This is a genomic window from Desulfobotulus mexicanus (assembly GCF_006175995.1).
Taxonomy (GTDB): domain Bacteria; phylum Desulfobacterota; class Desulfobacteria; order Desulfobacterales; family ASO4-4; genus Desulfobotulus; species Desulfobotulus mexicanus.
The window spans coordinates 1-24816 of record NZ_VDMB01000019.1 but is presented as its reverse complement, the minus strand read 5'-3'; the positions used below and the strand labels follow the sequence as shown (position 1 = coordinate 24816).

The following is a 24816-nucleotide window of genomic DNA, read 5'->3' as shown; positions in this document are numbered from 1 at the left end:
ACTCAGCGGAGGAATAAGGCTATGTCAATGGTTGAACGCCTTTATGAATTTGGACGCACTTTACCGCCATCAGCACTGGCAGAGCTGCTTGATTTTGCAGAATTTTTACAGCAAAAAAACTCACTTGAAATATCCGCTGCCAATGTCCGGCTGGTCGATCTTGCCGGAGGGTTGGAAGGTTCTTCCTGTTTTGCAGGAGATCCGCTTGCGATTCAGGAGGGTTTGCGTCTTGAATGGAATTGACTGGTTGCTGGATACGAATTTTATACTTGGATTGCTCAAGGCAAACCCTGATACAATGGCCCTGGCAGATTTATGCAGGATTGAATCACAGCGCTGTGGTTACAGCGCAATTACCCGTATGGAATTACTTGGCTTTCCAGGTATATCCGTGTCAGAACGGAGATTGATCAGCCAGAAACTTTCCTGCCTTGTGTATATTCCGCTGACACCCCTGATCGAAGATGAGACTATCCGTCTACGCTCCAGTTATCGAATAAAGCTGCCGGATGCAATTATAGCTGCCAGTTCATTGGTGTCAGGTTCTCAGGTACTGACCCACGACAAGGCACTGCTGAAGATCATCAATGCAGATTTGACTCATATGAATTATAAGTAATTAAGATAAAGGCATAAATCATGGAACACATTGCAGTACGCTGGCTGATTCTGACGGTTTCCATACTGGTGGCGGGGATGCTCTTTCAGGGAATTGAAGTGGCCAGTGTGGGTACTGCCATTGCCGCAGCAGCCATACTTGGGATTCTCAATGCTTTTATCCGGCCCCTGTTGCTGCTGCTCACCCTGCCGGTCACCCTTTTGTCTCTTGGTTTTTTTGCCTTTGTCATCAATGCCTTTCTTTTACAGATCACGGCGGCTCTGGTGCGGGGCTTTGATGTGTCCGGCTTCTGGACCGCCTTTTTTGCCTCCCTTGTGATTTCTCTTATAAATGTGGCACTGACGGGTTTTCGTTTTGAAGACGGTCGCATCATTGTGGTGAATACACAGAGAAGAGGCCCCTGGGATTAGGGATCAAAGGAGATGACCATGAATGAAGAACCCATCGCTGCGGGTAAATCCAGCTTTTCACTGCTGGACAGGCAGCGTTTGAAGGATGCCCTTGGACCCCTTGAGGGGCTTGTAATTCTGGATGCGGCATGTGGTTCAGGTAATTATACCCTTGCTCTGGCCCGCTGGACAGGCCTTCACAGTCGCATTTATGCCGTTGATTTGTGGGAAAAGGGTGTTTTTGATTTAAGAAAACGGATTGAGGATGCCGGTTTGACCAATATTCAGGCCCTTGTGGCGGATCTTTCCCAGGGAACGACTCTGGCTCCTGAAAGTGTGGACCTCTGTCTGGCCGCAACTGTACTGCATGATCTCGCCGTGGAGGGCAATGCAGAAGGTATGCTGGAGGCCCTTGCCCGCACCCTTAAACCCGGTGGCAGGCTGGCCGTTGTGGAATTTGAGAAGGTATCAGGCCCGCCCGGCCCTCCCGAGGAAATACGTCTTTCCCCCGAAGAGCTGACGGAAATGGTCAGGCCCTTTGGTTTTACACTTCAGGAGACCCGGTCTGTGGGTGAGCTGCTTTATCTGGCAGTTTTTTCAAGACAGGCTGACTGATTTATTCTTCTTCAAGGTTATGTATATAAGGTTTCATCAGGCAGACGGCCCCTTCGAAATCGTAGGTCCAGATTCTTTTCTTTATGAGATTCAAAAGCTCCGTACTTGAAGGATGCAGCCGGGTGGCAAGAAGAGAGTTTATATGTTCTTCTGCCCTGCCGTCATACTGGAGAAGCAGGTCATTGAGATTTTTGATCTGTTGAATAAATTCAGGATTTGATTCCATTTCCATGGGGGGCGGTTCCGGGCAGATTTTTTCCTGGTTCTGCTCCTTTATTTTCTGATCTTCAGTATACTCAGATGATTTTATGAAATTGAAATAGTTTTTGTCTGCTTCTTCTTCCGGGGTAAGGCCGGGTTCATGGCTCCATTTACGGGCAGATTCAATCCCTGAAACTGCTTTGTTCCGGCAGAATTCCAAAAGCTTTGCAAAAAGCTCTTCAGGTATGATGGGTTTGGCAACATGGCCCTGCATACCGTTTTCGATGGCTTTTTTCCTGTCTTCGTCCATGGCATTGGCCGTCATGGCCAGTATCGGTAAATCCTTGAAAATGGGATTTTTACGGATCTCACGGGCTGTTTTGTAACCGTCCATTACAGGCATCTGAATATCCATGAGAACACAGTCGTAGTAATCATAAGGATTCAGATCAAGTATACGAATGGCCTCCTTTCCGTTAAAGGCCGTCTCCGTTTCTATACCCACCTGCTTCATCAGTTCTGTTGCCACAAGCCGGTTGATTTCATGGTCTTCCACCAGAAGAATGCGTTTGCCATGCAGGGGTTTAAGGGATCTTCCGTTGCTGAGCTGCTGCCTCTGTTTTACGGGGGATCTGATTTTAGGTTTTTTGAGACTTTTCAAAAGGGCCTTCATTACAAGGGAAGGAGTGAAGGGTTTGGCAAGCCATGCTGCGGCGTATTCCCTGTCCTTTGGGCTGGCAGCATGGTCATCATCTTCATCGGAAACAATTATTATGGCAGGCTTTTTCCGGTTTTCTGATTTTTTAAGTATCTGTTTTATGGTTTCAGTCTCTGAAGGAACGAATGTATTGTTATCCCAGAACACGATATCATAGGAGGGTATGGCATCCTCCAGCAGTTTTTTTGCCTCTTCTGTATTCTCAGTATATCGGGTTTCAAGGAAAAAGGCCTGAAGGTAGCTTTTAAGAATTTTTCCTGTATCCCTGTGACCTCCCAGCACCAGCACACGCATGCCCATTATTTCTTCCGGTAGCTTATGGCCGGTTTCCCTTATGTGATGATCTGCCTGCAGGCTGCATGTGAAAATAAAGGAAGAACCTTTTTGGGGTGTGCTTTCCAGGCGGATTTCTCCGCCCATGAGTTCCACCAGTTGCCTTGAAATGGTCAGCCCAAGACCCGTGCCGCCAAATTTTCGGGTGGTGGAGTTGTCTGCCTGGGAGAAGGGCTGGAAAAGTTGTTTTTTCTCATCATCACTGATGCCCATTCCCGTATCTTTGACGCAGAATTCAAGGATAAAGGATTTTTTTTCCTGACGGATCAGGGTCACGGTCACCATCACACTGCCGGATTCGGTGAACTTGATGGCATTGCCCACAAGGTTGGTCAGTACCTGCCCCAGCCGTAAGGGGTCTCCCAGAAGCTGTTCCGGTATGGCAGGATCTCTGTAACAGATAAGTTCCAGTTTTTTCTGCCTTGCCCTGTGTGCCACCATATTCCAGCTCTGATGCAGCACATCATCGACAATAAAGGGGATCTTTTCCATACTGAGTTTGCCGGCCTCAATTTTTGAAAAATCCAGTATGTCATTGATGATGCCCAGCAGGGAGCGGCTGGCCTGGGAGACTTTTAAAAGATAGTCCTGCTGTTTTTCCGTCAGTGGCTCTGCCATGCAGAGTTCCGTAAGACCCATGATGGCGTTCATGGGAGTCCTGATTTCGTGGCTCATGTTGGCAAGAAAGGCACTTTTGGCAATGTTGGCCATTTCCGCCTGTCTGGCAAGCTTATTAGCTCTGTCAATGGATTTTTCCAACAGCAGATTGGATTCCAGAAGCTTTCGCTCATTTTTTTTTCTTTCGGAGATATCTGAGTAAATTGCATATCCCCCGGCAATGACACCATTGATAAGAACAGGGCCACCCTTGAGGAGAACCTCAATGCCATTGCCGTTTTTTGCATATCGTATGGCTTCCATTTCTATGGTTTCTCCGGCAAGGATTCTTGGAGAACCATATTCTTTTTCTCTTTTCAGGGGGTCTACAATGGTATTGACGTTTCTGCCCCAAACTTCATCAAGGGTATAGCCGAACATCTGCGTGAAACGCTCATTTACATTGAAGAGTCTGTGCTCTGTGTCAAAGTAGACCATGGCATCGTTGGTGTTGGTGAAAATAGATTCAAAGTGGGCCTTTTGTGCCAGAAGCTGGGCTTCACTCACTTTTCTTTTTTCAAGGGCTGTGCAGGCAAGGCAGGTTCTGGTCAGCATACGGGTCAGGGGGGACATTTCTTTTAGAAAATAGATGTTAAAGGGTCTGGCTCTGGCCAGAAGAAGAAAACCGAAGTCTTCCAGAGGAAAGGCATAATAATGATAGCTGCCATGATCCATGGGATACCATGAAAGTCCGGCATCCGTCTCCAGAGCAAGGCTGAGTTCTTCCATGGGGCCAAGGTAATCAGTATGCTCTGCCATGGTTTTGGGAAGAATATATTCGGTATGAAGATTGCCGTTGTTTTTTTGTATTACCGCAGCCAGTGTGCAGTTGAGTTTACGCAGAAAAATGGGCAGGGTGTTTTGCAGCATTTTTTTTAAATTGAATTCACCACTGATGGAAAAGGCAATTTCCAGCAAGGCGTCCTTGTACATGTCAAGGTTCATAGGCGTCTCCGAGAAAACCTGCCACTGCGGTTTTGTTGTAGAACTCCAGAAAAGCCTCCCCAGTGTTGGCAATTTCTCCAAGACTTAAGGCTCCGAAGGTAAAGGAGTTCTGCTCTACGGCTGCAATTTCATTTTTAAAATCAGAACCCATGAAAAGAACCCGTGAGATGCAGTCCATGAAAAAAAGGACGGGATTTTTCTCCCGGCCCCTGTAATTTTCCATGGCTGTCTTTCTTGCTTCAAGGGCACCACTAATGAGGGAATCCATGTTACCGTTCAGGATATGAATGTAGCTGCCCTCCGGAACTTCCCCCACGCATATGAGGGCATCATATTCCGTTAGTATGGGGTCCCGTACCACCATTTCCGCATCCATGCGGGCAATGCCCAGAGGATAGGCCTTTGCAATATCAAAAAAATCCCTCTTATCAAAGGATACATCTTCATATTTTTCAATGATACTCCGGTATACCTGAAGGGCGGGCTGCCAGTTCAATGAGAGAATTCGGTTCTGGGAGGCCTCTGTCACCTTGATGGCTTCGGATATGGCATGCCACCCGTGGGCCACGCCTATACCGCTTGCAACCTTTGAATGGGCCAGAATCACGGCATCCGTGAGCAGGCCTTCCGGGCTTATGATACAGGGTTTACGGGTGAAATTCAGGGAGCCTGCACCGCCGCCAATGTAGCTGGGTGTCAGGCCCAGGGTGTTGAACAGCCCTTCAATGAGTTCACCAATGCGGCGGGCCATGCCGTCCACAAAGACAAAGATGGTGCTGTCTGAAAAGTCTCTTCCTTTCAGGAGGGCTTCCAGTTCCCTTTCAAGCTCTGTTCCGGGCCGGCTGATGCCCTTTAGTACAAAGGGCTGTACCGGGTGGGAAAGCCCAATGACAAGGGTTCCTGTTTCAAGGTTTTTGCCCTCTGCAATGATCTGGGGAAAAATTCCGCCGAAAACAGGTTTTCCAAGATCCTTTAGCCAGGGGTCTACCTCTTCCTTTTTCCATCCGTTGGCATCGCAGGCAAGTATGAGAAGGGCCTTTACCCTTGGATCGGAAGCCATGGTTTTGGCTGTTTTTTCAGCTGTAAGGGATTTTCCTTCCCTGCAGAGTTTAACGATCATTGGGTTTTTCTCCTTATTGTTCCATCAGCCATGCCAGTATTTTTTCATAATCATAATTATTGGCCATTTTGTGTAGTTTTTCTGCGGCAGCAGAATTTTTCTGTTTGATTTTTTCAATTATTTCATAAATGTTTTTTATGTCTCCCTCTGTGACGGCCTCATGCATATGTTTCTGTTCATCCTGAGAAAGGACGCTGTGGCAGGGCGGCAGACCCTTTGAAATGGGCAGAGATTCTTCGGATTCTATCGGATGTTCTTTTTGAAAAGTATACTCAAGCTCGAGATTAATGGCCAGTATATTAAAAAGTTCATGGGGTTGGAATGGTTTTCTGAGGTAGGCATCCACCCCAGAATCCATAACGGTTTTTCGTTCATCTTCAAAGGCTGTGGCTGTCAGGGCTATTATAAAAGAGGGTTTTCCCGATGTTTTTATACGGCGTGTGGCTTCATAGCCGTCCATGACGGGCATGCGCATGTCCATGAGTATGGCATGGGGTGACCATGATTCAAAAATATCAATGGCCTGCATACCGTTTTTAGCTTCACGGATATCAAAGCCCATGGGCTGGAGCAGGGCATTGATCAGGGTTCGGTTGTCCTTTGCATCATCTGCCACAAGAATGCGCACGGGGTTACTGCCCGGTGAAAGGCGCATTACCGGCGACAGGGCAGGGCTTTTTACAGGGGCAGGGTGTTCTTTGGCAGGCATGGGAATCTCAAGACGAAAGCAGCTGCCATGGCAATGCTGGCTGGTGAAGGTAAGTCTGCCGCCCATTATTTCAGCAAAATTACGGCTGATGGCAAGGCCAAGCCCTGTACCACCGAACCTGATACCTTCCCCTGCCTGCTGAAATGCTTCAAAAATATGGTCTTTTTCATTTTCAGGAATCCCCGGACCTGAATCTGCCACTTCAAAAATCAGAAGAAAGAGTTCTTCTTCTGATTTTTCAGGACTTTGGTCCGCACGAACCCTAAGGGTCACCCCGCCTGTTTGTGTAAATTTTACTGCGTTGCCCAGAAGATTAACAAGAATCTGACGCAGTTTGGTTTCATCACCATGGAGGTAGGCGGGAAGGTCTGTGCTTTTTTCAAGGAGAAACTGCAGCCCCTTTTCCACGGCACGATTTCGGAAAATAATTTCGAGATCACTGATGAGATCATCAGGAGAAAAGTCCGATGGTGTCAGTGAGCTTTGACCTGCTTCGATTTTGGACATGTCAAGAATATCGTTGATGAGCTGGAGCAGGTGCCTGCCGCTCCTGATGATGGTATTAACATGTTCCATCTGGCGTGGGGAGAGCATGGCATCCCGTGCCAGAACATGGGAAAATCCCAGAATGGCATTCATGGGTGTGCGGATTTCATGACTCATGTTGGCAAGGAAACGGCTTTTGGCAATGTTGGCCTGCCGGGCTTTCTGGGCCATTTCTTCGGCAATGGCAAGGGCTTCTTCCTGGGACTGGTTGCTTTCTTTCAGGGAATCTCTGGATTCGGTGAGGCTGATTTCCGTTTCTTTGCGCAGGGTGACATCCGTATGGGAGCCGGCCAGTCTGTATGGTATACCCGACTCATCCCGCAGGGCCGCGCCTCTGGCAAGAATCCAGCGGTGGGAGCCGTTTTTATGCAGCATGCGGAATTCCAGTTCATGGTGCAAAATAACGCCTGTTATGAACAGTTCCGTACGTTCAAGGACCCATTCACTGTCTTCGGGGTGGAGAAGGTCTCTGAAGGTCTGAATATGATTATTCAGTTCTTCGTCTTTGTATCCCAGTTGTTCTTTCCATCTCTGGGAAAGAAACAGGGTGTCTTTTTTTAAGTCCCAGTCCCAGATTCCGTCATTGGAGCCTTTGACGGCAAGATAAAAGCGTTCCCTGCTCTGCTCCAGAGCTTCCTTGGATGCGGTGGTTTGCTGCAGGGTTTCCAGGGTCTGATTGAAGGCATGGGCAAGCTCCTGCAGTTCCAGCGGGAGATCCAGACGGATGCGGTGGTTCAGATCCTTGTGGCTGACAACACTTCTTATTGCTCTGCTCAGCATTTTTACACTTTGGACGGCAACACGGGCCCCTGTGATCACGGAGATAATCAGGGCGAGAATGGCTACTCCTGTGGTGAGCATCATATAAAAGGCCATTTTTTTAACGGGACTGAGAACAATGGCGGAATCCATTCCCAGAACAAGGGTGACTCCGGGAAGGCCTTCAATCTCACGCCTCATGGAAATCCAGTCTCCGGTATCCTGGGGTATATGAAGGCCAAAACGCTGGCGATAGCTGGCATTGGCTATGATGACTTCACTGTCTCCGTTTAAAAAGGCCATATCCATATCGGATCTGTCCATTTCCTTGAGTCTTGGGATGTCATCAAGGGGCAGGAAGAGGGTAAGGGTCCCTTCCTGAAACCCATGCACCAGTATGGGAGCGGCCATATACAGGCCTTCGGAAGAGAGTTGGAGAAGGGGTTTTTTGCCTTCAAGTTCCTGAATCATGGATGGGGCAGGCAGGACAGAGGTCCGGGGCTGGCTGGCTATGATTTCTTCTCCCATGAAATCCAGCAGTGCGATGCGTTCCGATGAAGAACCGGTAAGGCTCAGGGACTGAAAGAAGAGGGGCAGATAGATTTCCCTGTCTATGTTGTGGATCAGGCCGTTGATGATGAGGTCATTGGCTGCCAGATGGATGAGCTGGTTTTTCAGGGAGTGGATTCTGTCTTCTATCTGCATCTGCTGGGTATCTGCCGTTGCCTCAAGGCGGGTATGCACCGAAGAAAGGATGGCAGATCTTGCCATCCAGAGCCCTGTCAGGCTGACAAGGATCATGATGATGAGGGTAGGGGGAATGACCCGCCAGAGGATATAATAAGCAAAGCCGGGACTGGGCCCGAGTTTTTGGCAGGTTTTCAAGGCTGTCCTCCTGTTAAATTGGCAAAGGATGGTTATAAAATACGCCGGATAAAGATCAGGGCTTTTTGGTCATGGTGCAGGGAATGATGCTGCCTTTTTCGGTAAAGCAGGCAATGCGGAAATCTTCCGGTCCAAGGGCATCGTGGCGTTTTGGAGTAAATGGAGGACTGTAATTTTTCATGATGCCTTCATGGAATTCGAGGTTTTCCAGCGCATCCCGGATCTTTTCCCTTTCGTCAGTTCCTGCTTTTGTCACGGCCTTTGCCAGTAGATGCACAAGGTCATAGCTATGGGCAAGGCCTGCGGGTGCGGGTATATCTTCGGGTTTTTGAATTTCCGGGAATGCTTTTTTGTATGAACGGAAAAGGTGGTCAGCCCGGTCAGGGAAAGGCGGGTCTAGAAAGGAGAAGGTCTGGAGAAAAAAAAGTTCAGATTCCAAAATCAGATCACCGGTCATGCCGGGAAAATCCGCACTTGCAATTCCCCAGTGGGAAAGGATGGGGGGACGCTGGTTTTCAGGCAGCTCTGCCATAGATAGAAGAAGGGTTTTTCCTTCTCTGGGCTGGGATACGAGAATCAGGCTGTCTGCCCCCTTTTTTTGCAGGTGACGCAGCTGGTTTTCCAAGTCGGAAACGCCCCAGTGAAACCAGTATATACCTGCCGGATGGATGTCTTTTCCAGACAGGGTTTTCAGGATGGAGGCTTCGTTGGATTTTCCCCAGGCTGTTCTTTCCAACAGAATTCCCGGTTTTTTGTACCCGGCCTGAAGCAGGTTGCTGACAAGAAATTTGGCTGCGTATTCATCACGGACAGAAACACGGAATACATAATTGGGTTCATATCCGTTATCCACCAGATGGGTACCTGCTGCCCATGGAATGAGAAAAATAATTTTTTCCCTGTGGATAAGGGGCAAAACTTCCTGAATTACAGGGGTGTGTTTACCACCGATCACTGCCAGCAGACCTGAAGTTTCGGAGAATTTAGTTATATTGTTGATGCTGCGGGCCGGATTTCCCCTGTGGTCCAGAACATCAAGGCGAAGGGGCTTTCCCAGCAACCCGCCCTCCTCATTGATTTCCGATACGGCCAGCATGGCACCCCTGTAAATGCTTTGTCCCGCCATGGACGATGCTGCACTCATATCCGCATCTATACCAATTATGAGGGAAGGGGTTTGTGCTTTAAGGCTGCCGGTAAAAAAGCAGAATGCCAGAATAAATGCAAACCATGGGATTTTTTTCATACATCCCTCCGCAAATGCTCTTTGTGCCCGTGTCGTGATTTCAGGCTTTTTTAGTGACTGCGGTCAAAGGGCAGAAGCATAAAAATTTCCGTACCCTTTCCGGGAATACTGTCCATACACAGGGTGCCGTTCAGCATCAGAACAAGCCTTCGGATAAGGGCAAGGCCCAGTCCTGCCCCTTCATAGCTCCGTGTGGAAGAACCATCCGCCTGTCTGAAAGGTTCCCAGATCTGTTCCAGAAGATCCTGGTTGATGCCTATGCCTGTATCGGAAAGGATAAACAGAAGATGGATTTTCTCATTTTTTAAAGGAGACAGGTGAAGCACTTCCAGCCGGATGGTTCCGGATTTTGTGAACTTAAAGGCATTGCCCATAAGATGGAAGAGAATCTGGCGGAGGCGGGGACCGTCTCCCACCAGAAAGGAAGGTGTGGCTGGATCTGTTTGTATTTCCAGTTGGATTTTTTTCTCCATGGCCGTAAGGCTGAAAAGTCCTTCGAGGGTTTTGAAAACCTGTAACGGATCAAAACTTTCCTTTGAGGGCCTTACTCTCTTTGCATCCAAGGTTGAAAAGTCCATGATATCAGTGAGGAGATTGGTCAGCCTCTGTGCTGAATTTATGCCAAGCTTTAGAATTTCCGCATCGTCCTGTTCAAGGTTTGTGCCCTGTAGCAGGTTCATGACTCCGAGAATGCCGTTTAAGGGTGTTCTTAGTTCATGGCTCATATTGGCCAGAAATTCAGACTTGACAAGGTTTGCCGCTTCTGCGGCCTCTTTGGCCTGAAGCAGAGTTTTTTCCGCTATTTTCCAGAGAGTTATGTCCCTGCTTATGGCAAGGACTGACTGTGTTTTGCCGTAAATGTTATATTCGGGAATCAGCCTCAGGTTGTGGATGGCAGGCTTTCCTTTACCCGTAAAGGTTTTTTCCATTTCCAGTGTTTTAGTTGTATTAAATACTGTTTTTACGGCGTCCTCCCAGAAATCGCAGATGTCTTCCGGAAAAAGCAGTTCCCTGTGGGATTTGCCCCTGTATTCTTTCGCACTCCGTCCGTAGAGTTCATGGATGTTTTTCGAGGTGAAAAGATGGCGGGCGTTTTCGTCAAAGCGTATGACAATATCTGGCAGTTCTCCTATGAGCACCTCCTGTCTCTTCTCACTTTCGCGTAAAAGTTTCTGAAGGTGCAGGTGGGTTTTGATGCGGGCATGGATTTCTTCGGGCTGAAAGGGTTTGGTGACATAATCCACTCCCCCTGTGGAAAAGGCTTTCAGCTTGTCTTGGGTGTCACTGAGGGCACTGATGAAAATAACGGGAACATCCTTCAGTGAGGGTATTTCCTTAAGGCGGCGACAGACTTCAAAGCCGTCCATTTCCGGCATGCGGATGTCCAGAAGTATCATGTCCGGAGGGTTTTTAGCAGCAGCGGCCAGTGCCATGGAGCCCCTTGGAAAGGCCATGATATGATAGTCTTCTTCCTGAAGGATCTCCTGAAGAAGATTGAGGTTGGCTGGGGTATCATCCACTATCATAATCTTTGGATGGGCTGAAAATATGGACATTGTAATTCTCCGGAATGGAATCTGCATGTGGTATATGGGCCACCCTGTAAGCCAGCTAACGGGACGTTCAGTAAGAAACAGGGTTTATGAGAATCAATAAGAAGAAAAGGATGCAGAAAGTTTTTTGTGTGCGGTCATTTTATATTGTGGTCTTTAGGTCTTTATGTATATTTTTTACCTATACCATATCTGGCCTTGGACAAACAAGCTGAAAGTGTTTTATCATTTCACCTCAGGTCTGCCCTCATCATCCCAGCCTCTTGCGGTATAATAGGCCTTCAGGACCTCTTTAAGCTTTTCTTCGCTAAGTTCTTTTTTTCCATGGGCTGGCAAAAAAAACCGTTTTGGAAAGTTGGCGGCACCGGGTTTTTCACCGCAGGCAAGGTTGAAGGACCGGATCAGGTTCCAGCTTGTGGCGGCCGATTCCATGAGTTCCTCGGGAGAAATTTTAGTTCCTGTAAAAGATCTGCATGTTTCGGATAAAAGGGTGGGACCTATGGTATTGAGGATGGGAGGCCGGATACAGATACCAAAGGTATTGAAAAGGGTTATGAGGTCTTCGGACCATAGGGCCATAAGTGGAAGGAAGACCCTGCTTTTTTCTAAGTCAAAAATCTTTTTTTTCAATGATTCAGGGAAAATGTCCGCTTTGAGGTATTCTTCTTCGGGCAGCCTGAAAGCTTCCCAGAAGAGATCTTCGCTTTTCAGGTTTTCCCGCAAATTTTCAAAGGGATTTCGGCAGCGCAGGTGATCGCCGCCGCGGATATTGGTCAGCATACCGAAGCTGTAGCTGGACCAGCGGCCCCTGGGGTCTATCATGGGCATTTCAAGGCCCCTTATGTGTACGGCTGCTTCGGGATGCCCCAGTTTTTCCGCAGCCCTTGCCGTACCCTCTGCCAGCAGACTGCCCAGTCCCCGTTTCAGGGCCATGTCTTCAAGGAGGCGGCAGAAGGCATCCCCGTCCCCCCAAATCAGGGGAAAACCCGTATCACTGGTATGGATTTTTCCTTCTTCAAAGAGCTGAAAAGCCATGGCCGCTGTGGCACCTGCGCTTAGCATGTCCATGCCGTATCGCTGACAGATTTCCGTGGCCCTGAAACTGTCTTCGACAGAAAGGCCGGCCTGGGCACAGAAGGTGATGGTGGGGCTGATCTCAAGGGCTTTAAGCTTCTGGCCTGCATAGTTTCCTCCGGCTATGGAAACCATGTGGCCGCAGGCAATCCAGCAGCTTTCACAGGCCATGCGTCCTGTGACATGCTTTTGGTGCAGTTTGTGTCCATAGTCTGAAGGCCAGCTGGCTATGCCTTCTCCTGAAAAATTCTTTGTGGGCAGGGCGTCAAATTTTCCGTACACAGGGGAAGCCCCCAGGGTTCCGGATTTTTTAAAGGGTTCATAATAGCGGGAAGCCTTGATGATCCGGGTGGCTTTTCTGCGGATTTCTCTGAAATTTTCCGTCTCGGCAGCCCTGATTTTCTCCCGGCTTTGGATGACAATGGCTTTGAGGTTTTTGGAACCCATGACAGCACCAAGCCCGGTTCGGCCCCAGGCATCGTGGCGGCGGTTCTGTATGGATGCAAAACGGACACCCTTTTCTCCGGCAGGGCCGATGAGGGCGATGGAAGATTCAGGGTAACGGGCATCCAGCCAGTCAATGCTTTCCCAGGCATCTTTTCCCCATATTTCAGAGGCTGGCAGTAGAAGAACTTTGCCATCCATCAGGCTGAGGTAGACGGGGCTTTCGGCCCGGCTCCGGAAGATAAGACTGTCATAGCCTGTTCTTTTCAGATCCCCACCGAAAAAAAGCCCTGAATTGGAGGTGCCAAAGCCTGAGGTGGCCGGGGAAAGGGCGGAGGCTTCCGTGCGGGAGGCCGTTGGAAAGCCGGAACCCGCAAGAAGTCCCGGAGAAAAGATCAGGATATTGTCCGGACCAAGGGGGTCTGTTTCCGGGGAAAGTTCTCTGGTTAGGATACGGGCGTTCAGGCCCATGCCGCCCAGAGCCATAAGGCTTTCCTCGAAAGAGAGTTCTGTTTCCTTAAATTTAAGGTTGCCAAGATTGATATCCAGGATGCGAATTTTTTTCATGAACAGGCCTTTTTTATTTTTTCAGCACCTCATCGGAAAACTCAGGGTAATGCTGCTGAAGGCAGTCCGGGCATATGCCGTGGCTGAACCGGGTTTTTGAGTGTTTTGCGATATAGGATTCCACCTGATCCCAGTAGCCTGTGTCGTTGCGTATTTTTTTGCAAAAGGAGCAGATGGGAAGAATATCCTGCAGGGTCTGAATGTGTTCAACGGCCTTTTGTAATTCCAGAATTCTTTTTTCCAGACTTTCCTGGAGATCCAGTACCCTGAAGCCCACATTGACCCGTGCCCGTAGTTCTCCGGGGTTGAAGGGCTTGGTGAGGTAATCATCGGCTCCTGCATCCAGACCCTCTATTATATCTTCGGTGCTGTCCCTTGTGGTCAGCATGATAATGTAAAAAGAGGATTCCTGTTTCATGGAACGTATGCGGCGCAGAAGATCAATACCATGGAGCTTTGGCATCATCCAGTCCAGAATAAGCAGACGGGGAGCTTCTTTGCCCTGTAGAATCTCCCAGGCGGCTTCTCCGTCTTCGGCAATAAGGGGGACATATCCCCATTTCTGAAGGGTGAGCTGCAGAGCCGTGCGGGAGGTAAGGTCATCTTCAGCCACAAGGATGCAGCGGTCCTGTATCTTCATGGAATATCCTTAATATTAAAGGTTTCTATCAGGTTTTTTTTGAGGTCATGGAAATCATTTTTCATCTGCGTCAGCCTTTCTTCCATGGCAGTGATTCTTTTTTCCCGGCCATCTTTTTCCATTGTCGCTGCAAGTTTTGCGAAACCCAATCCGCCCACATTCATGGCAGCCCCCTTCATGCTGTGGGCAAGTCTTGTGGCCGTTTCAAGGTCTTTGGTTTCCACTGCCCTTTGAAGCAGGGAAATCTGCCTTGGCATATCCGTAAGAAAAACTACTGCTACGCTGCAGGCTATCTCCGCATCATTCATAAAGCGGTTCAGCATGGCTTCCTTGGCAAAAACAGGATGGAAATCCGTGTTAATTATTTTTTTATTCATCCAAAGACCTTTCTGTATCCAGAATCTGTCTGACTTTAAGGCTTAGATCCTTAAAAGAAAAGGGCTTCTGGATAAAATGACCGATATTCCCGTTGGCAAAGCCCTGCTGAAGGATCATGTTCTGGGAATAACCGGACATGAAAAGGCTTTTTATTTTTGGGAAGCGTTCCGTAAGTATTTTTGAGAGTTCAGGACCGTTCATTCCCGGCATGACCACATCCGTGAGCATCATGGCTATTTCTCCTTCAAAGGAATCGGCAATGTTCAGGGCTTCTTCGGGTAGTGCGGCAGGCAGTACCTGATATCCAAGGCGTTCCAGCATGGTCTGATTCAGGGCCAGAAGACCCGGATCGTCTTCCACCAGAAGCAGGGTTTCCATTCCCCTTTCTTCGGTTTGGGCAGTGGGTATTAATTCCGGTTCTGGTTCATGGTTTTTGTAACTTGGAAGAAAAATACCGAAAGCTGTTCCCATGTCTACTTCACTGTAAACCCTTATGATGCCCTGATTCTGTCGCACAATACCATAAACCGTAGCAAGGCCCAGACCAGTTCCTTCCCCATCTTTTTTTGTGGTGAAAAAGGGTTCAAAGATCTGTTCCATGGTTTCTTTGCCCATACCGCAGCCGTTGTCCGTTATGTTTATACTGACATAGTCTCCGGGGAAGATATCGGATTCTGCTGCTTCTGAGGGATATTGCAGGTTTGTATTACTGGTTTCAATGGTTATGCGGCCATTCTTTTTTCCTATGGCGTCCCTTGCATTGACGCAGAGGTTAATCAGAATCTGATCCAGCTGGGAAGGGTCCATGTGTAAAGCCCATATATCTTTTTCCGGTTGCCATAGAAGCTCAATGTTTTCACCTATAAGCCTCCTGAGCATGTTCAGCATGGATGTGATGACATCGTTGACATCAATGATTTTAGGCGGGTTGGCCTTTTCCCTGCGTGCAAAGGTAAGGAGCTGTCGGGTCAGTTCCGTGGCACTTCGGGTAGCTTTGATGATTTCTTCCAGATCAGCATAGATTTCATCGGAAGGATCTGTTCTGTCCAGGGCAAATTCCGTGTATCCTGTTATTACACTGAGCTTGTTATTGAAGTCATGGGCCACACCTCCTGCAAGGCGGCCCACGGCATTGAGCTTATCGGACTGGGCCAGCAGGCTTTTAAGTTTTTCCCGCTCCTTTTCAGTATTCTTTCGCTCTGTAACATCATGGAAAAGGGTGGCAAAGCGTTTTTTTCCGGAGCCGTATGCTGTGACCTCAAAATATTTATTTAAGGCCTTTGAAAAGGATTCAAAGTATATGGGCGGTGCTCCGGCAGCAACTTTAGCGTAGCGGTCTATCCATTCTTTTTCGGTATCGGGTAGTACATCCAGCACGCGCCTGCCAAGAATATCATCAGCTTTCAGGCCAGTCAGGTTTTCAAAGGCCGGATTGACGCTTAAAAAACGATAATCAAGGGCCTTTCCTTTCTCATCATAAACCATTTCATGGAGGGCAAAGCCATAGGGCATGGTGTCAAAAAGCCTTGCATAGCTTTGTTCTGCAAGGCGTTGCTCCGTAACATCCCTTGCCATGCAGAGAATACTGCTGATTTTGCCGGAATGTTCATATTCTGGAATGAGACGCCAGTTGAAAATCCTTGTGCCGTGGATACCCGCATAGGGGGTTTCCCTTTCCTGCAGCTCACCCGTAAGAAAGATTTTTTTTAAGTTGTATTCCCAGAAAGAACAGGTTTTTTCGGGAAAGCCAAGTTCCCTGTGGCTTTTGCCGATGTAATCCGCTGCAGCCATGGGAACCACCTTTTCAATGGCCCGGTTGACAAACAGATGCCGGCAGTTTTCATCAAAGCGCATGATTATATCCGGTGCATGTTCGATCAGGGCAATGAGGTGGGCTTTGTCCTGACACATGTCTTCCATTTTCCTTTTCCGGTATTCCAGCTCTTCCCTGAGAAGGTCTATTTCCTTTTTCAGTTCTGTAATCTGCGGCTCGATATGGTTTTTTTCGGGATTTTTATTTTTAAAATTCATTAGACTTCTCCCGGTGAAGGACGGATAAGTTTTTTCATGGATTTGTACCCGGAAAAACTTTTTTTAGTAAAATCATCATTCCCGAGTGCTTCTTTCAATAACTATCCTGATATCAAGGGATGAAAAAAGTGTGAAGTATTCAGCTCTTTCAGGGGCATGGGTCTGGCAAAATAATATCCCTGCACGCAGGGGCAGTCCAGTTCCTGCACCATGGCAAGCTCTTCGGCGGTTTCCACGCCTTCGGCGGTGATTTCCATTTTCAGTGCTTTGCCTAAGGTTACAATGGTGCGGACAATTTCCAGATTTTCTCCCCCCAGATGCATGCGCCGGATAAAGGAACGGTCGATTTTGAGACTGTCTGCCGGGAAACGGTGCAGGTAGGAAAGGGAGGAATAGCCCGTGCCAAAGTCGTCAATGGAGATACGGACTTTAATTTCCTTTAGTTTATTAAGGGTTATGACAGCTGCTTCGGCATTGCCCATGACCACACTTTCCGTTATTTCAAGCTTCAGAAGTTCGGGCTGAAAACCGGTTTCTGCCAGGGTCTGGCGGATCTGTTCAAAAAGTTCTGTATTGGCAAATTCTTTTGAAGAGAGATTGACACTTAAGGTAATGGGTTTTTTCGGATGAAGGTCATTCAATGCCTTTATATCCGTACAGGCTTTTTTCAGTATCCATTTTCCCATGGACAGAATCAGTCCTGTTTCTTCGGCAATGGGGATGAATTCAGCAGGGCTTACCATACCCCTGTGGGGATGTTTCCAGCGGATCAGGGCTTCAACGCCTGTAATTTTTTCGTCGGGAATCTGGATGATGGGCTGATAGAAAAGTATTAGCTCATCCTTTTCCATGGCCTGACGCAGATCCATCAGGGTTTCCATGGCACCTCTGGCTTTTTCATGCATTTTTGGCGTAAAGACCAACAGTCTGTCCCTGCCCAGAATCCTTGCCTGATGAATGGCTGTATCCGCATCCCGCAGAATTTCGGAGCTTTTTTTATAGGAAAAATCTGAAAAGGCAATGCCAGCACTGGCTGTCACATGGAGGAGGTGGCCTTTGATGGAAACAGGCTGTCGTATCCTGTCCAGTATTTTTTCTGTGCTTCGGATTACGCTTTCCCGGTTTTTAAGCCTTGTGAACAAAAGGGCGAAGGTGTCTGCTCCAAGGTGCCATACTTCATATCCCAGCCCATTTTCTTCCGTCCCTTTTTCCTCCAGAAGTCTTTCCGCCGTGGCGTGGATAAGGCTGTCACCCAGCCCGAAACCAAAGCTTTCGTTGAAGTTTCTGAAGTGGTCCAGGCTCAGCAGGGCAAGGGCAAAGCATGAATCCGGAGTGTCCTTTGCTGCAAGGCTTTCTGTTTTGAGCCTTTGGATGAGAAAGGTTCGGTTGGGTAGTCCCGTGAGGGGGTCGTGCATCAGATTGTGGCGGGCCTGCTGTTCTGCCTGTCTGTGCAGAATAATCTGCATAAGGGTGCTGGCAATGGATGCAAGAAAGATTTTTTTGTTTTTGGAAAGGGGTTCAGAATTTTCAAGGTGCAGACAGAGCAGGGCCAGGGGCTGGGATCTTGACCAGATGGGAGCAAAAATATGCATGCTGTGCTGCATCAGGTTTTGTGGGAAGGGGTTGGCTGTGTGGATATCTGCAATGCATGCCTTCTGGGGGCAGAGGGAGATTCCCACGCCCCTTTTTTCGGAAAAGGTCGCCCGGATGGCATCGGAACAGGGGTTGTGGGCCACCCGCTGGAGGGTGCCATTTTTCAAATCAGACATAAAAATACAGCCCCGCTGCTGGAGCCTCAGCCAGGATATCTTAAGTATACTTTCAAGGCATTGCTGTAGAATTTCTTCAAGGGATTGCTCTTTAAGGGAAAGCTGGAGCAGATGATTAAGAATGTTCTGTTGCTCGTAGCTATGGTGTAAAGCCCTTTCCGCCCGGCTCAGTTCAAGGGTCCTTTTTGTTACGGTTTCTTCCAGAATTTCTGCATGGCGCCGGAGCTGTTTTTTCTGGCTGCGCAGGGTCAGGTGAAGGCGGAGCCTTGCCATAAGCTCAGCTCCGTCAAAGGGTTTGTTCAGATAATCCACCCCGCCGATTTCAATACCCATGGCTTTATTTTTGCTGTCCGTAAGTGTGGAAAGGAAAATAACGGGGATATCCCTTGTGCTGGGATTGGCTTTAAGTTTTTCGCAGGTTTTAAAGCCGTCCATAAAAGGCATCATGATATCCAGAAGAATGAGGTCGGGAGCTTCTCTTTCAGCCTTCTGTATGCACTCTTCACCGGATGCGGCGGAAAGGGTGATGAAATTCTTTTTGCTCAAAAGAATTTCAAGGATCACCCGGTTTACTTCCTCATCATCCACAATGAGAATTTTCGGGGCAAGAGCTTCATCCATATCTGGTTTTTCCATAGTATTTTCAGGGCGCATGGATTGTCTCCTTAAAGCGTCTGACTTCATCATCCAGACGGGTCATCATTTTTTTCAGTTCTTTAAGGTTAAGATGATTGTCAGCACCGTTTTCCATTCTGCTGGCAATCTTTGCAATACCCGGACAGGAGGCATTCAGGGCCATGCCATGGAGGGCATGGGCTTCCGTAAGGATGGCCGGATAATCTCCAGCCATAAGGGCTTCTCTGATGCGCTTTATTCTTATGGGAAGATTTTCCTGCACCGCCTTCAGTATCTTTTTTACCAGTTCTTCATCGTCCATTGCCCTGCCAAGGAGCTCTTCCCTGTTAAAGGCCGGAAGGATTGTTTGTTCATCCCTCAGTATTCGCACTGCCCCTTGTCGGGAAGAAGCCTGAAGGTCCAGCCATTTCTCTAGGATGACGGCCAGTTCATAAGGATTGAAGGGTTTGCTGAGGTAATCGTTCATACCTGCTTCCAAGCAGCGTTTTCTGTCCTTTTCCATGGCGGCTGCGGTCATGGCTATAATGGGAATCCGGGTATGGCTTTTTCCGGCTCTTCCCAGTGAGCCTCCCGTTTCCATCTGGCGTATTTTAATGGTGGCTTCTATGCCATCCATATCCGGCATGTTTACATCCATGATGATCAGGTCATAGGCTGTGTGCTGCAAAAGATGCAGAGTTTCAAGCCCGTTGTTTGCTACATCAACATAAAGGCCCATTTTTTTAAGAATCCCCACAGCCACGGCCTGATTGGTGAGATTGTCTTCCGCAAGGAGAATATGGCCTGAAAAACGGGGAAGCCCTGCCAGTATCTGATTATCATTTTCCTGTTGAACCATGCCTGTTGCAGCATCCGGAACCAGCTTTGAAAAATTGATGGTAAACCAGAATTCCGTGCCTTTTTGCCTTTTGGTATTGACATCGATTTTCCCGCCAAGAAGACCAACGAGCTGGCTTGAGATGGCAAGGCCGAGGCCGGTGCCGCCGAAGCGCCGGTTGGTGGCTGTGTCCATCTGGGAGAATCTTTTAAAAAGAAGATGGGCTCTGTCTTCGGGGATACCGATACCAGTATCAGAGATTGAAAAAAGCAGGCAGACCTCCGTGTTCCCTTCACAGCATGGATCGTTTTTTTTGCAGAAATTACTGCAAGCTGAATTATTAAGAAGACTTACCCTGATGTCAACGGAACCCTCCTCTGTGAACTTGAGGGCATTGCCCGTAAGGTTGTTGAGGATCTGGCGCAGTCTGTCAGGATCACCATGGAGTTTTTCGGGAATGTTTTCATCCATGTGACAGCTGAATTCAAGGCCTTTCTGACGGGCCTGTATTTCCATGGTTGCTGCAAAATCTCTCATCTGCTGGTGGAAGTTAAAGGCAAGGGGATGTATGCGGAGTTCTCCGGCTTCGATTTTGGAAAAATCCAGAATATCATTGATCAGGTAGAGGAGGATCCGGCTGCTGCTCTTAATGGTGTCGGCAAAACGCCGCTGTTCAGGGCTGAGTTCCGTATCCAGAAGCAGATCTGTCATTCCCATGACTCCGTTTATGGGGGTTCGGATTTCATGGCTCATGTTTGCCAGAAATTCCCCCTTTGCACGGGTGGCCTGTTCCGCCCTGTTCAGGGCTTCGTCCAGCTCTCTGTTTTTTTCAGCCATCTGTTTCGCATATTCTTCGATTTTTTCCTTTGACCGGATATTTTCCGTTATGTCCGTGAAAGTTGTGAAGGCACCATAGGGCTTAGTATTGTTTTCATGAAATTTGGGAATTGCATCAATGAGAATCCATCTTTTCTCATTTTTTTTCGGATGAAAGACACCCATGAGCACACTGCGTATCGGCTTTCCCGTTTTCAGGGCAATCATGGCGGGATGTTCTTCTCCGGGAAAATCCGATCCGTCTTCCTTTGTGGCGCACCAGCGGGGGTCAAGGGAGCTGCGGCCCTGCATCTGTTCGAGGCTGAGACCCAGGATATCCATGGCAGCAGGATTGCAACTGGTGATGTAGCCGGAGGCATCCTGATATACAACACCCTGACCCATGGTTTCAAAAAGATTTCTGTAGAGTTCCTCGCTCCGGCGGAGTTTCTCTTCCGCCTCTTTCTGATCCGTGATGTCATGGAGAATGGTGTGGATGATTTCTTTACCATTGACGGTAATGGGGCTGCTGAAAATCTCCATGTCCCGGATGGAGCCGTCGTTGAGGCGGTGACGAAAAAAAAGCCTTGCCTTTGGCTGATTCTTTGCCTGGTTCAGGCCATCACGGGCAAAGGGTTGATCCAGTAAGGTGATATCCTGAATACGCATTGTCTGCAGGGTGCTTCGGGACCAGCCGTAAAAGTCGGCGGCTGCTCTGTTGGCATTGATGATACTGCCTGTTTTCGGGTCTATGTGCAGCTTGATGGCAGAGCTCTCTTCAAAGCTGCTGCGGAAAATTTCCTCCCTTTCCCGGATTCTGAATTCAAGCTCCCTGGATTCGGAAATATCACTGATGGTAATGCGGAGACTGTCTTTTTCCTTATTTTCAGGTGCATGGCTGCTTTCCATCCTTGCCTGAAACCATGAGCCATCAGGCCTTGCCATGCGAAGCTCGCATTCCTGATGACTCTGTCCCCCCTGCATTTTTTTCAGCATATGATAAAAGACGGGATAGTCTTTTTCCGGAAGAAAACGGATCAGTGGTTTTTGCAGCAGCGCAGTCCTGCTGACACCCAGCATCTGGCAGAGGGTGATGTTGGCTTCGGAAATGAGGCCCTTGCCAGTGAGGGTGCAGTAGCCTACCGGGGCAAGATCGTAAAGGCTGAAGTAGCGTTGTCGGTTTTTTTCTATTTCTTCCTGAGCGGCAAGGAGTTCTTCGTTCTGCATCTCAAGTTCTGTCTGATATATTAGCACTTCCTGAAGCAGTCGCAGCACTTCTTCCTGGGAGAGGTTTTTCACATCTTCAGGATTTACCTTTGGGATACGGCGGGCAGCATTTTTATAGCGCTGATCCATATGGCCCTCATCAATGTCCATCAAGGGATGGGCTTTCGATGTTTGCGTTTCAGGTGGGGGATGGCGGTCCTCATTTTCTGGTTCTTCGGGTATTTTCGTCATGGCGGTACCCCGTTGATCTGGATGGAATCTGGCTTGTTTTGAATGGGAAACATATGGAGCTTTAAAGAAAAATCTTGACGGTATGTTAAGTTAAAAATTGTTGGATGCCAATGAGAATACAGAAAAAATTGCGTTTTTGCAAATATCAAAGATATGTGGCAGAGCCTTTTGCATAAGACAGCGCGGATGTTATAATTTTTTTTTTGCTTTTTCCTATGCCTTGCCCTGATCTGCAATAATGTGTTTTCTATGGCCGGAAAGCTTCGCTAAGTCAGGATACGCAGAAAATGTGACAGATGAGGATATGGGGGGGAGGGGCAAAAAAAGACAGGGGATTCAAGGCATTCTTGTGCATTTTGTGTTGCCTTTCAAACTGCCCGGTGTGATGCAGGGAATCCCCATTGTGGCATTTACAGACTGAAAAACCTGAACCCCGATCCTGCCACAGTATACACCACATGGGAGAATACCGTGAGTTCCGGCCACTGGGCTTTGAGATCACGGGCATAGCGGCCCACCTGTTCCATTTCATCCGGCCTTGGGCCTTCCATCTTTTCAAAGTTCAGTTCCGCTGCTTTCTGGCGGGAAAGGTGCTTGAATTCCAGCACATGGGCTTTTCCGTCAAAGCGGCTTCCGGGTCTGCCTATGGCCTCAAAATCACTGCGGCCCGAAGGTCGTTTCACTTCTATGGCAATGAAAAGATGACGAGTCAGAAAACGGGCGCAAAGCTCAAAAAAGGTGGTGCGGAAAAAATTCTCATTGGCCTTGTCAAAGGCCTGGGCAGGTATCTGGCCTACATAGGTTTTCCAGTATCCGGCAAAGAGTTCGGCCATATCCCCATTCTCCAGAAAGGCCTCGAAGATTTCGGCGTATCCGCTGGATACATCAATTTTTTCAAGCTCGTTGAAGTATTCCGCAAAAATCCGCTTGGTGCTTAGGTTGGGGAATCCCATCCGAAATTCCGCCTTAAAGGTCACCATGCCCAGATAATAGAGGCTGATGGGCAGAAACTCCGGAGAAAAGAAACGGTTCATGCTGAACCGGCTCCTCAGCATGGAAAGGTCTGCCCTCATGGTGCCTTCCAGCATGAGATGCTCCAGAAGCTCCCTTGCCGGATGATCGCCCCCTGCCAGTCGTCGCAGCCAGTCCACGCTGACCCGAAGGTTATCGTCCATGGTTTCAACGGGGATTTTCCCCTTCCCCAGCACAAGATCATTGAGGTAAAAATTGCAGATGGTGGAGTTGTAAAGGGGATTTTCCGCATCGGGCAGGAGGCGGTAGCCGTTGTAGTGGGTTTTCAGATCTTCCAGCACACGGGCTTTCAGGCTTTCGGGAAAAGCCTGCTCTTGAAAAATGGCATCCACATAGCTTTCCACCTCATCCTGCGTGAAACCAAGCATCTCCAGAACATGCTCTTTGAGGGTAATAACCTGCCCGATATTAAAATCGCTGGTGAGATCATCCATGGTCACGGGCAATACACCTGTGATGAAAACCCGCGCCACAGAGCCTTCTCCCACACCGGCCTTGATCACCTTATAAAAGGAGCGCAGGAAGGAATCCCCCGTGGTCAGGGCATTGTACAGCCTGTCCTGACGGGTGGTAAGGAGCTGGTTGGTGAAGTTGTCGTATTCATCAATGATGATGTGAACCGGTGGGGCATTATTCATGCGGACAGTTTGCAGAATTCGGGCCAGCATGGTGCTGGCGTCACGGCTTTCCGGCTGGATAAAATCCGGTAAAAAAATCTTGTATTGATTCAGAAAAAGCCCGAAACTGTTCAGGCATTCTTCCTTAAAGGAAATTTCGATTTCTTCCAGACGGTTACTGACCTTGATCTTTGAAAAATCAAAGCGCAGAACAAGGTGGCTGTTTTTAAGGGGAGAAGGGGTGCGGCCAATGTCCGTATGCCCGAAAAGGGTTTCGAACTGATCTTTGGCGTTGATATCGTAATAGCATTCCAGAATGGAACACCAGAGGCTTTTACCGAAACGCCGGGGCCTGAGAAAAACCGGAACCTCGTATCTTTCCAGCTCGTGGATAAAGCGGGTCTTGTCCACAAAATGGTAATTTTCCTGAACGATTTTCTCATAGCTTGCCACGGCATAGGGAATTTTTCTGCTCATAAAATACCACCAAGAAAATAATTATAAATTTTTCTTTTTATTTTATTAAAAAAATTTTTCAGAAAAGAAGGTTTTTGTTCTGACAGATTTTCAGTGATGAAATCTTCAGTTTTATCTATAATAGCAACAACTTTAAATTCCGAAAGACATGACATGATCACCCCATATAACATTTGAGTTTAAAAACAGAATCACTTTGAAAATACTATGCATCAAAAGTTATTATCAAGTCACCTGAAATTTTTTTGGGGGAAGGTTATCCTGTTTTTTATATTCTGAACGGTGTGGCATTTGGTCATTTTTTGAATTTTATATTAATTTTTTTTAATTGTAGGAGTTACGCAGTTGATGTTTTTACCGGTTCCATTTAGGTTTTAAAGATTATGAATCCACCAAAATTTTCTGAATATGATTACCAAAAGTCGCCGTAAAGCCCCTGGCTTTAGCCATGGGGATATAAGGCGACGGTTTTGAATTGATTTGTATTGAAATATACAGCTTCTTGATATATAAATCAGGTATGAAATATAAAAACAATAATAATGTCGTATACTCCTGTAAATACCATGTAATATGGTGTCCAAAATATAGAAGACAAGTATTGACAGGAGCCGTTGCTGAACGGCTCAAAGATCTTATACATCAAGTTGCTTCTGAGCGTCAATCTGAGGTCATTGAACTGGAAATTATGCCGGATCATGTGCATCTGCTGATAGAAGTTGATCCCCAATATGGCATTCACAGGTTGGTAAAGCAGCTTAAAGG

The 24816-nt window shown here is 47.9% G+C and carries 18 protein-coding genes; 6 read left to right on the top strand and 12 right to left on the bottom strand.

What is annotated here, in order from left to right:
• The first annotated feature begins 21 nt into the window (after positions 1-21).
• The 4 genes from FIM25_RS12945 to FIM25_RS12930 are packed head-to-tail and all read left to right on the top strand — an operon-like array spanning position 22 to position 1623.
• Positions 22-243 carry a DUF2281 domain-containing protein gene (locus FIM25_RS12945; protein WP_139450105.1) on the top strand — a complete coding sequence of 74 codons (222 nt, stop codon included), beginning with the start codon at positions 22-24 and terminating at the stop codon, positions 241-243.
• Positions 230-619 carry a type II toxin-antitoxin system VapC family toxin gene (locus FIM25_RS12940; RefSeq protein ID WP_139450015.1) on the top strand — a complete coding sequence of 130 codons (390 nt, stop codon included), beginning with the start codon at positions 230-232 and terminating at the stop codon, positions 617-619. Before FIM25_RS12945 ends, FIM25_RS12940 begins: the two co-directional genes overlap by 14 nt.
• A gap of 20 nt (positions 620-639) precedes the next feature.
• Positions 640-1029 carry a phage holin family protein gene (locus FIM25_RS12935; protein ID WP_139450013.1) on the top strand — a complete coding sequence of 130 codons (390 nt, stop codon included), beginning with the start codon at positions 640-642 and terminating at the stop codon, positions 1027-1029.
• An 18-nt stretch (positions 1030-1047) separates the two neighbouring features.
• Positions 1048-1623: a class I SAM-dependent methyltransferase gene (locus tag FIM25_RS12930; protein ID WP_179953358.1), complete on the top strand. Its 576-nt coding sequence runs from the start codon at positions 1048-1050 to the stop codon at positions 1621-1623.
• 1 nt (position 1624) lies between these two features.
• Here FIM25_RS12930 and FIM25_RS12925 read toward each other — a convergent pair whose 3' ends face one another.
• From FIM25_RS12925 to FIM25_RS12875, 11 genes are all read right to left on the bottom strand, one after another.
• Entirely contained in the window at positions 1625-4477 is a 2853-nt protein-coding gene (locus FIM25_RS12925) for a PAS domain-containing hybrid sensor histidine kinase/response regulator (protein WP_139450009.1), read from the bottom strand.
• Complete coding sequence (locus FIM25_RS12920; protein ID WP_139450007.1) at positions 4467-5597, bottom strand: FIST signal transduction protein; 1131 nt, start codon at positions 5595-5597, stop codon at positions 4467-4469. The genes FIM25_RS12925 and FIM25_RS12920 overlap by 11 nt, the downstream gene beginning before the upstream one ends.
• Before the next feature lie 13 nt (positions 5598-5610).
• Positions 5611-8496: an ATP-binding protein gene (locus FIM25_RS12915; RefSeq protein WP_139450005.1), complete on the bottom strand. Its 2886-nt coding sequence runs from the start codon at positions 8494-8496 to the stop codon at positions 5611-5613.
• Positions 8497-8551: 55 nt separating this feature from the next.
• Positions 8552-9742 carry an ABC transporter substrate-binding protein gene (locus FIM25_RS12910; RefSeq protein WP_139450003.1) on the bottom strand — a complete coding sequence of 397 codons (1191 nt, stop codon included), beginning with the start codon at positions 9740-9742 and terminating at the stop codon, positions 8552-8554.
• 50 nt (positions 9743-9792) lie between these two features.
• On the bottom strand, positions 9793-11298 hold the full coding sequence (locus FIM25_RS12905; protein WP_179953357.1) for a response regulator: 1506 nt from the start codon (positions 11296-11298) through the stop codon (positions 9793-9795).
• A gap of 222 nt (positions 11299-11520) precedes the next feature.
• Positions 11521-13380 carry an aldehyde ferredoxin oxidoreductase family protein gene (locus tag FIM25_RS12900; RefSeq protein ID WP_139449999.1) on the bottom strand — a complete coding sequence of 620 codons (1860 nt, stop codon included), beginning with the start codon at positions 13378-13380 and terminating at the stop codon, positions 11521-11523.
• Between the two features lie 13 nt (positions 13381-13393).
• On the bottom strand, positions 13394-14020 hold the full coding sequence (locus tag FIM25_RS12895; RefSeq protein WP_139449997.1) for a response regulator transcription factor: 627 nt from the start codon (positions 14018-14020) through the stop codon (positions 13394-13396).
• Positions 14017-14397, bottom strand: coding sequence for an Hpt domain-containing protein (locus tag FIM25_RS12890; protein WP_139449995.1), 381 nt, complete (start codon positions 14395-14397; stop codon positions 14017-14019). The genes FIM25_RS12895 and FIM25_RS12890 overlap by 4 nt, the downstream gene beginning before the upstream one ends.
• Positions 14390-16429, bottom strand: a complete 2040-nt coding sequence (locus tag FIM25_RS12885) for a hybrid sensor histidine kinase/response regulator (RefSeq protein ID WP_139449994.1) — start codon at positions 16427-16429, stop codon at positions 14390-14392. The genes FIM25_RS12890 and FIM25_RS12885 overlap by 8 nt, the downstream gene beginning before the upstream one ends.
• A 101-nt stretch (positions 16430-16530) precedes the next feature.
• Positions 16531-18852: a two-component system response regulator gene (locus tag FIM25_RS12880; RefSeq protein WP_179953356.1), complete on the bottom strand. Its 2322-nt coding sequence runs from the start codon at positions 18850-18852 to the stop codon at positions 16531-16533.
• Positions 18842-21925: a PAS domain-containing hybrid sensor histidine kinase/response regulator gene (locus FIM25_RS12875; RefSeq protein WP_139449990.1), complete on the bottom strand. Its 3084-nt coding sequence runs from the start codon at positions 21923-21925 to the stop codon at positions 18842-18844. The genes FIM25_RS12880 and FIM25_RS12875 overlap by 11 nt, the downstream gene beginning before the upstream one ends.
• A 289-nt stretch (positions 21926-22214) precedes the next feature.
• On the opposite strand from FIM25_RS12875, the gene FIM25_RS17720 reads away from it, so the two are divergent.
• Positions 22215-22346, top strand: coding sequence for a hypothetical protein (locus FIM25_RS17720; protein WP_281279331.1), 132 nt, complete (start codon positions 22215-22217; stop codon positions 22344-22346).
• Here the strand turns inward: FIM25_RS17720 and FIM25_RS12870 are convergent.
• Positions 22336-24051, bottom strand: a complete 1716-nt coding sequence (locus tag FIM25_RS12870; protein WP_139449987.1) for an AAA family ATPase — start codon at positions 24049-24051, stop codon at positions 22336-22338. The two genes, FIM25_RS17720 and FIM25_RS12870, sit on opposite strands and share 11 nt — an antisense overlap.
• A 520-nt stretch (positions 24052-24571) precedes the next feature.
• Between FIM25_RS12870 and tnpA the strand changes: the two genes are divergently transcribed.
• A partial coding sequence (gene tnpA, locus FIM25_RS12865) for an IS200/IS605 family transposase (protein WP_246052192.1) occupies positions 24572-24816 on the top strand: 245 nt, incomplete at its 3' end.

Bases quoted from the DNA above. Each gene is read 5' to 3' on its own strand.
- FIM25_RS12945 (WP_139450105.1), top strand. From the start codon at position 22: ATGTCAATGGTTGAACGCCTTTATGAATTTGGACGCACTTTACCGCCA.
- FIM25_RS12935 (WP_139450013.1), top strand. From the start codon at position 640: ATGGAACACATTGCAGTACGCTGGCTGATTCTGACGGTTTCCATACTG.
- FIM25_RS12930 (WP_179953358.1), top strand. From the start codon at position 1,048: ATGAATGAAGAACCCATCGCTGCGGGTAAATCCAGCTTTTCACTGCTG.
- FIM25_RS12925 (WP_139450009.1), bottom strand. From the start codon at position 4,477: ATGAACCTTGACATGTACAAGGACGCCTTGCTGGAAATTGCCTTTTCC.
- FIM25_RS12920 (WP_139450007.1), bottom strand. From the start codon at position 5,597: ATGATCGTTAAACTCTGCAGGGAAGGAAAATCCCTTACAGCTGAAAAA.
- FIM25_RS12910 (WP_139450003.1), bottom strand. From the start codon at position 9,742: ATGAAAAAAATCCCATGGTTTGCATTTATTCTGGCATTCTGCTTTTTT.
- FIM25_RS12905 (WP_179953357.1), bottom strand. From the start codon at position 11,298: ATGTCCATATTTTCAGCCCATCCAAAGATTATGATAGTGGATGATACC.
- FIM25_RS12900 (WP_139449999.1), bottom strand. From the start codon at position 13,380: ATGAAAAAAATTCGCATCCTGGATATCAATCTTGGCAACCTTAAATTT.
- FIM25_RS12895 (WP_139449997.1), bottom strand. From the start codon at position 14,020: ATGAAGATACAGGACCGCTGCATCCTTGTGGCTGAAGATGACCTTACC.
- FIM25_RS12890 (WP_139449995.1), bottom strand. From the start codon at position 14,397: ATGAATAAAAAAATAATTAACACGGATTTCCATCCTGTTTTTGCCAAG.
- FIM25_RS12885 (WP_139449994.1), bottom strand. From the start codon at position 16,429: ATGAATTTTAAAAATAAAAATCCCGAAAAAAACCATATCGAGCCGCAG.
- FIM25_RS12880 (WP_179953356.1), bottom strand. From the start codon at position 18,852: ATGCGCCCTGAAAATACTATGGAAAAACCAGATATGGATGAAGCTCTT.
- FIM25_RS12875 (WP_139449990.1), bottom strand. From the start codon at position 21,925: ATGACGAAAATACCCGAAGAACCAGAAAATGAGGACCGCCATCCCCCA.
- FIM25_RS12870 (WP_139449987.1), bottom strand. From the start codon at position 24,051: ATGAGCAGAAAAATTCCCTATGCCGTGGCAAGCTATGAGAAAATCGTT.